The organism is uncultured Lamprocystis sp. (assembly GCF_903933125.1).
Lineage (GTDB): Bacteria > Pseudomonadota > Gammaproteobacteria > Chromatiales > Chromatiaceae > Thiodictyon.
The window spans coordinates 1-7,165 of record NZ_CAIZIZ010000340.1 but is presented as its reverse complement, the minus strand read 5'-3'; the positions used below and the strand labels follow the sequence as shown (position 1 = coordinate 7,165).

The following is a 7,165-nucleotide window of genomic DNA, read 5'->3' as shown; positions in this document are numbered from 1 at the left end:
TACCGTAGGAGCGGCCCATGGCCGCGACGGGCTGCCGCAACGACGGGTGGCCGGAATGATGATCAAGGCCGCTCGCCCCCGGCGCGATGCGCCGCCAGTGATAGCCTTCGCACCTGGTATCCCGATAGACCCTTGGGGTAGGGGCGGGTTTGAAACCCGCCTCTACGTCCGGTTATTACGTTCGACGACTATAACCACAGAGTTCTGTGGTTATAGCGACGCGCATTCCATCGGAGTGACGCGCAATCAGTGCGTTAGCGTATTCTCCCTACTTTAACAGTAGTTTCTCAAGACGTTCTTACGCGCTCTTCCGACACGCGCTCGGGCATTTTTCCGACACGTTCTCGCGCCATTGTCCAGGTGTCGATTCGTGCGGCCTGCGGTACATTTTCATTCAATGCAAACGGCCTCCTTGCCAAGCGACACGAGGGCACCGGCGATGCGCGTCGCATGATTGCAACGCGTGGGCGGCAACAGCGTTTCCCGGTGGCTCATTTTCTCTCACCCGAACAATAGTATCACAGAGGAGATTCACGATGAAATAACACCGGTTTTCACCTTTAGACATAGAGCCCAGGCGTATCGGTGCGGTTAGCAACCGACCTGAAGAACGCCGGCCTATCTGCCCCATTTAGAACAGAGGACATGGTTATGAATATGCTGCTTCCCGGTCTCGTGACCCTGGCTTGCGGACTGGTCGCCACCAACACGTATGCCGCGACCTATCCCGGTCAAGCATGCCAGGGACAAAGTGCGACATTGGCTTACAGCAACACCGGAGCCCGGAACGCCACTGCCGCCGCAATGTCGATCTCTTGCCCGTTCGTTCGCACGAAGGACGGCGGCACGGCGGCTGCCGGCGCGGTCGCTTACTTCACGAACGACGGCAAGTCCAAGAGTTGCTATCTCGATAACTTCAGCATCGATTCGGGGGGGCTCCTTAAGTGGTCATCGACATCCGGCGTCACGCGTTTGGTGCTCCCTACGATCAATCCGACGGCGAGTTGGCAGCCGTTTGCGCTCAATTGCTCGTTACCCGCGGGCAGTAAGATCAACGGCTATTACTTCGCCGAGTAGCCGCCACCGCGACACCGGCCTTGATCATCGTTGCTGCCGCGGGGGGGCAAGCGCTTGCGCAGCCCACTGTATCACGCGCCGCCGTTGGTGGACTGCGCTACGCTTGTTCACCCTCCGCTGTCCCGTGGCCGTAACCGTGATCAAGGCCGCCGCACCGGCAGTCTTAAGACGACTTATCCATGCGCTGCCCGCTCCCGCTTTCCGGTAGCGAGCAGTGTTTTTCCAACAAGGTTCCGATGTGAGGTTCGCATGTATCGCTACTTGATCGCCCTCGGCGGTGCCCTTGCGCTCGCGCTGGTATTTAACCTCGTGGCGCCGCGCTTGCTGGTCGCGCCGGCCCCACCCGTGCAAGACGCAAGCGCGGCGCACCCCGCAACCGCCGATCGCCCCCAGGACGCTTCGCCGCAGCGCGGCGTTGTGATCACCGGCCCCGCGGTCGACGATGGCACGGCTGCCGCCAACCCCCGGTCGCTATCCGAACTCGAATCGATCAAGGCATCCGTCGCAGCCTTGCGGGCGGATGTCCGCAAGACGCGGGAGGCGCAGGCACAGGCGCAGATGGCTACTGCGCAAGACGACGCAGCGTCTACAGATGCGCTGCTGAATCTGAATGATGCCGCCCTGCTGGCAGTGCAAAAGGAAGAGATCAGGCGTATGGCACAACTCGCGGAGAATAGTTTCTATGCCCAGCCGGTCAATCATCACTGGGCCGACGCGACCACCGATAGAATTGAATCGGCATTGACCAGCGAGGCGGCTCGCGCCATACCCGTTGACCAGATTGAATGCCGTTCGTCGCTGTGCCGCCTGGAGATCGGTGGGGCCGGCGACGGCAGCGATATCGAAGCCTTTAAGCGCGATTTTCGAGACCAGGTTGCCGATGTGTTGACAGCAGGGATGGTTGTCGAAGATGACAGCGGCAGGATGACCGTCTATCTGGGACGAGACAATGATGCGTTCAGCGGCCTTGGCACCGAACATTGAGATCGATCGGTGTTTGTTCTACGGTAGGCCGCCATCGGCCTTGATCGTCGTTCCGGCCACTTGGGCGCGCCGGGTGCGTAGTCAGACCATCCTGGCCTGACACTGTCAGGGCTGGAAGCCCTGACTACGCATACCGCCGGCCGGGATTACGATCAAGGCCGCCCGGCGGGCAGTCGTCCTATGCGGGCTGGAGGCGACGGCTGCGATCCTGACCCAAGGCGCGGCGGGAGGCGCCGGGAGCGGAAGGGTGGTAGGAACAGAGACGGCGGTCAGCGACAACAACCGGAGGCCGGCGGACGCGGCACCGCCTCCCGCTAAAGCGTCGGCTTCCGGTCGAGTCGCCCCGCTTGGGCGTGATGACTGAATGACTGCGTCTTACCGCCAACCGGACGTCTCATTCCACTTTTCCCGCTCAAGGCTGTCGTACTGTTGACGAGTGACTCCCAGTCTGGCCGCCGCCGCATCTTTGTTCAGCTCGACTGTACGATTGACGTCATCGACAACGTCCTGACTGAGTTGATTATTGTACTGTCGATTACTGGCTCGATCGATCAGCGTCCGGTCAGATTGAATCTCCCTTTCCGCCACCGCTTGCCTGCTTTCTTCTATGCGCAGCAGCCGGTCGCGTTCCCGCGCTGTATAGTCAACTTCCTTTGCTCGGCGTGTCTGCTCGGATTTGAGCACTTCAATTTGCTGCCGCAAGTGTTCGTTTTCCAGTTCCAATCGCCGTTCCTGCGCGGCTTCCTCGATCTTCACCATACGCTCGGACTGGTCCGTAGTCTTTTGCGTCGCGACGCGCTCCGACGTGATCGCACCATGAAGTGCAATATAGATAGCCGCCGCCACCGGCAGCGAAAATGCCATGGCCGTTAGCACGTACTTCATCAAGTTTGACGGCACGCTGTCCATGGCCTGGTTGCGGCGGTTGAGAACAGGTTCAGTGATTGCGCCCTCGCCAAGCCGCTTATCGTAGTCTTGACGCTTGTCGGGATCGACCAGCACCGTATACGCACGTTTGACGGCATCAATCCTGGCATTGATCTCGGCGCCATCGCCGCAGGCGAAACCGGCTTCTTGCTGGTATTTCCGCAGCAGTCCCTGGTAAGCCGCGGTGATGGTTTCCTCACTCGCCCACCGACTCACTTCCAACACATCGTATAGCGTCTTCATTGCTGTGCCTCGGGGACTCTACCAACCCTTCTGGGGCCTCGTCTGGCTTCCAAGGCTCCAGCGTGGCGGCTTCCTTGGTCACTACGGCCACTGCGCGCTCTGCACGGTGGTTGGTCCGCACAGCGGACCCTACGGGTTAGGGTGTTACCGCCGGGTCGGCTGTGCGGACCATCAGCGGCTGCGTTCCTACGCGGCGCATGGAAGCAAGATCCAACAGCTATCCTAAACAAACACGGCGTCGATCGCATGGTGCAGCGTCGAGCGGATATCCTCGTCATCCGTAATGGGATCGACCAGCGCCATGCGGCTCGCCTCGCGCGGCGGGATGCCCTCGTCCATCAGATTGGCGGCATAGACCAACAGCCGGGTGGAGATGCCTTCATCCAGCCCGTGCCCTTTGAGGTTGCGGGCGGCGGCGGCGATCTTGACCAGGGCGGCGGCCAGCTCCAGGCTGGTGCCGGTTTCGGTGGCGACGATTTGGGTCTCAAGGTCCGCCGGGGGATAGTCGAAGACCAAGGCGCAGAAGCGCTGTTTGGTGGACTGCTTCAGGTCCTTCATCAGCGATTGATAGCCGGGATTGTAGGAGATGACGAGTTGGAAGTCCGCATGGGCGGTGACGACCTCGCCCTTTTTGTCCAAGGGCATGGCGCGCCGGTGGTCGGTCAGCGGGTGGATGACGACGGTGGTGTCCTGGCGGGCTTCGACGATCTCGTCGAGATAGCAAATGGCGCCGATGCGCGCGGCAACGGTGAGCGGGCCGTCGAGCCAGCGGGTGCCGGTGGCGTCCAGCAGGTAGCGGCCGACGAGGTCGGACGCGGTCATGTCCTCGTTGCAGGCAACGGTGATCAGCGGTTTGCCGAGGCGCCAGGCCATGTATTCGATGAAGCGGGACTTGCCGCACCCGGTCGGTCCCTTGACCATCACCGGAAGACGCCGCTTGTAGGCCGCCTCATAGCGTGCGATTTCGTTGCCCAGGGGCTGATAGAACGGCTCCTGGCTGATTTTGTACTGCTCGGTGTCGATGCGCATGGCGGCTCGCGTGAGGTTGCGGGTAGGTAAGTTATGAATCGCTTGAACGCAAAAAGCCCCCGCACTGCGGGGGCTCCTGCTTCGATCCTATCAGCGATCCGAACCGCTTACTTGTGCGCGACCGCGGCGCCCAGCTTGTCGCGCCAGCCGGGGAAGAGCTTGTCGGCATCGCCGGGGAAGGAGGCGAAGGCGCGGGCGAATTCCTTGTGCTCCTTGGCGAATTCGATCGGGTCGGCGCCAGCCTTCCAGCACTCGTAGGACTGGCGCAACGAGATGGCGCCGGCCGCCGGAGAGTCGATATGACCGTAGGCACCGCCACCGGCGGTGTTGATGACGTTGCCGTGACCGAGGTTCTCAAAGAAACCGGGCAGGCGCAGGGCGTTCATGCCGCCGGAGATGATCGGGGTGGTGGGCTTCATGCCGTACCACTTCTGGTAGTAAACCGGGCCCTGGCACTCGTCGCGTTCGATCATGTAGGCGATGATCTTGTCTTCCGCTCCACCCTCCATCTTGCCGTAGCCCATGGTGCCGACATGGATGCCGGAGGCACCCTGCAGGCGGGCGATCTTGGCCAGCACGAAGGCGGTGTAGCCGCGCCGGGAGGACGGTGAGGTGATCATGCCGTGGCCGGCACGATGATAGTGCAGGTACTGGTTGGGGTACTGACGCCGCGCGGTGGTGATCATGCCGGGGCCGCCGACAAAGCCGTCCACCAGGAAGGCGACCTTGTCCGCATCGGGTCCGAAGGTCTCCAGGATGAAGTCCGCCCGAGCGCACATTTCGTAATGGTCGTCGGCGGTGATGTTGGCGGAGAAGAGCTTGGCCTGACCGGTCTCGTCCTGGGCGCGCTTGAGCGAATCATAGACCAGCGGGTAGACTTTTTTGGCCGGGCAGAACACCTGGTTGCCCTGGGGCTCGTCGTTCTTGATGAAGTCTCCGCCAAGCCAGAACTGGTAAGCGGCCGCGGCGAAGGGCTCGGGACGCAGGCCGAGCTTGGGCTTGATGATGGTGCCGGCGATGTAGCCGCCGTCCTTGATCGGCCGGCCGAGGATGCGCCACAGGTCGGAAATGTCCTTGGCGGGACCGTCGAACAACTGGATGGCGCGTTCCGGGACATAGAAGTCCTGGATCTGACCGTACTCGATGTCGCCCATGCCCTGGTTGTTGCCGATGACCAGCGTCAGGAAGGACACGATCATCATGCGCCCGTCGGTCATGTTCCGGTCGAACAAGTCCAGCGGGTAGGCGATGCGCATGTCTTCCTGCGCCTCGTCGATGAAATACACCAGCGCGTCGACACCCTTGGTGAAGTCGTCGGTGGTGCAGACCTCGACGTTGGTGCCGGTGGACGACTCGGCGGCGAAGTGCGCGGCGGCCTCCAGGTAGCCGTAACCGGCCTTGGGCTTCATGCGGTAGGCGACGAGGATGTGCTTGCCGCCCGCGATCAGGTCGGCTTCGGTCAGGCTGAGATCGGAGTAGCGGGCGGACTGGTCAAGCGCCATGGAGTTCCCCTGTAAGGAGTTTAAGTGTTGGCCGAAGCCGGTATGAGACTCTTAAGAATGCACTTGCCGCCTGCCCCCGCGGAGACTCTCCTGAGTCCAGGGCCGGCCAATTTCCGCGCATTCAATATGCGTATAATTTACAGGTATTTGCCATATAAGTACATTCTAAGTATGTTATGGATTCGATAACCCAGGGGTTATAACTCAAGTCAGTCGATGCACATTACACTTCGCCAACTCCGCGTCTTCGAAGCCGTCGCCCGCCACCTGAGCTACACCAAGGCGAGCCAGGAACTGCACCTCAGTCAACCAGCCGTGTCCATGCAGGTCCGCCAACTGGAAGACGATGTCGGCATCCCGCTGTTCGAGAAGCTCGGCAAGAAAACTGAACTCACCGAGGCCGGACGCGAGCTGTTCAACTATAGCCGCAGCATCAACCGCTCGCTCCTGGAACTGGAAGAGGTGATGCAGGCGCTGAAGGGGGTCAGCCGCGGCGGCCTGCACCTGGCCGTGGCCAGCACCGTCAACTATTTTGCCCCGCGGCTGCTGGCGGTCTTCCACCAGCGCTATCCCGGCATTGCCCCGCGGCTGGACGTCACCAACCGCGAGGCGTTGATCCGCTTGTTGGAGAACAACAGCATCGACCTGGCCTTGATGGGGTTCCCGCCGACCGAGGTGGAAGTCGAGTCCGAGGCGTTCATGCCGAACCCGCTGGTGGTGATCGCCCCGCCGACGCACCCGCTGGTAGGTCAGCCGGACATTGCGCTGACCCGGCTGGCGCAGGAAACCTTCGTCATGCGTGAAACCGGCTCCGGCACCCGCCTGGCCATGGAGCGTTTTTTCAAGGAGCAGGGAATGCCGATCCGCCACGGGATGCAAATGACCCGCAACGAGGCGGTGAAACAGGCCGTGCGCTCGGGACTGGGGCTGAGCGTGGTGTCGCTGCACACCATCGAATTGGAACTGGAGACCGGGCGGCTCAAGATCCTGGACGTCGCCGGCTTCCCGCTGCTGCGCCAGTGGCACCTGGTCTACCGGCGCGCCAAGCGGCTCTCCCCCGCCGCCCGCGCGTTTCGGGACTTCGTGGTGCAGGAAGCAGCACAGATCGCCGGCCCCGGGCCGCTGCCGACCGTCGACACGACACCCTTAGCCAACGAACGTGATAGCCGGACGTAGGGGCGGGTTCTAAACCCGCCCCTAGCAGCCTGTCGGACTTAGCCCCTAGGATAAGGGCATGAGTCAACAAAAAGACTTTTTGTTGCTCCGCAATCTAACTTAAGGTGATTTCCGGGAAAGGATCTACCGCCGTGTAGGGGCGAATTCATTCGCCCCTACAACCCAACAGGCTTTCTGCGCACGCGCAGTCGGGATGCCTATTCACGGAAATCGCCTTAGGGGCGACT

The 7,165-nt window shown here is 61.6% G+C and carries 6 protein-coding genes; 3 read left to right on the top strand and 3 right to left on the bottom strand.

Features of this window, described 5'->3' with window-relative positions; all coding sequences use genetic code 11:
- The first annotated feature begins 651 nt into the window (after nucleotides 1–651).
- Both QZY03_RS17695 and QZY03_RS17690 read left to right on the top strand, forming a co-directional pair.
- Nucleotides 652–1,077, top strand: coding sequence for a hypothetical protein (locus QZY03_RS17695; RefSeq protein ID WP_295583376.1), 426 nt, complete (start codon nucleotides 652–654; stop codon nucleotides 1,075–1,077).
- A 249-nt stretch (nucleotides 1,078–1,326) separates the two neighbouring features.
- The gene (locus QZY03_RS17690) at nucleotides 1,327–2,061 is read left to right on the top strand and encodes a hypothetical protein (protein WP_295583374.1); all 735 of its coding nucleotides are present in this window, start codon (nucleotides 1,327–1,329) and stop codon (nucleotides 2,059–2,061) included.
- A gap of 375 nt (nucleotides 2,062–2,436) precedes the next feature.
- On the opposite strand, the gene QZY03_RS17685 is transcribed toward QZY03_RS17690, so the two are convergent.
- The 3 genes from QZY03_RS17685 to QZY03_RS17675 all read right to left on the bottom strand — a co-directional run bounded on the left by QZY03_RS17685 (nucleotide 2,437) and on the right by QZY03_RS17675 (nucleotide 5,762).
- Nucleotides 2,437–3,231 carry a DnaJ domain-containing protein gene (locus tag QZY03_RS17685; RefSeq protein ID WP_295583372.1) on the bottom strand — a complete coding sequence of 265 codons (795 nt, stop codon included), beginning with the start codon at nucleotides 3,229–3,231 and terminating at the stop codon, nucleotides 2,437–2,439.
- A 222-nt stretch (nucleotides 3,232–3,453) separates the two neighbouring features.
- Nucleotides 3,454–4,260, bottom strand: a complete 807-nt coding sequence (locus tag QZY03_RS17680; protein ID WP_295583370.1) for a CbbQ/NirQ/NorQ/GpvN family protein — start codon at nucleotides 4,258–4,260, stop codon at nucleotides 3,454–3,456.
- Between the two features lie 107 nt (nucleotides 4,261–4,367).
- The gene (locus tag QZY03_RS17675; protein WP_295583368.1) at nucleotides 4,368–5,762 is read right to left on the bottom strand and encodes a ribulose-bisphosphate carboxylase; all 1,395 of its coding nucleotides are present in this window, start codon (nucleotides 5,760–5,762) and stop codon (nucleotides 4,368–4,370) included.
- A gap of 216 nt (nucleotides 5,763–5,978) precedes the next feature.
- Between QZY03_RS17675 and QZY03_RS17670 the strand changes: the two genes are divergently transcribed.
- On the top strand, nucleotides 5,979–6,938 hold the full coding sequence (locus tag QZY03_RS17670) for a LysR family transcriptional regulator (protein ID WP_295583366.1): 960 nt from the start codon (nucleotides 5,979–5,981) through the stop codon (nucleotides 6,936–6,938).
- Nucleotides 6,939–7,165 lie beyond the last annotated feature (227 nt).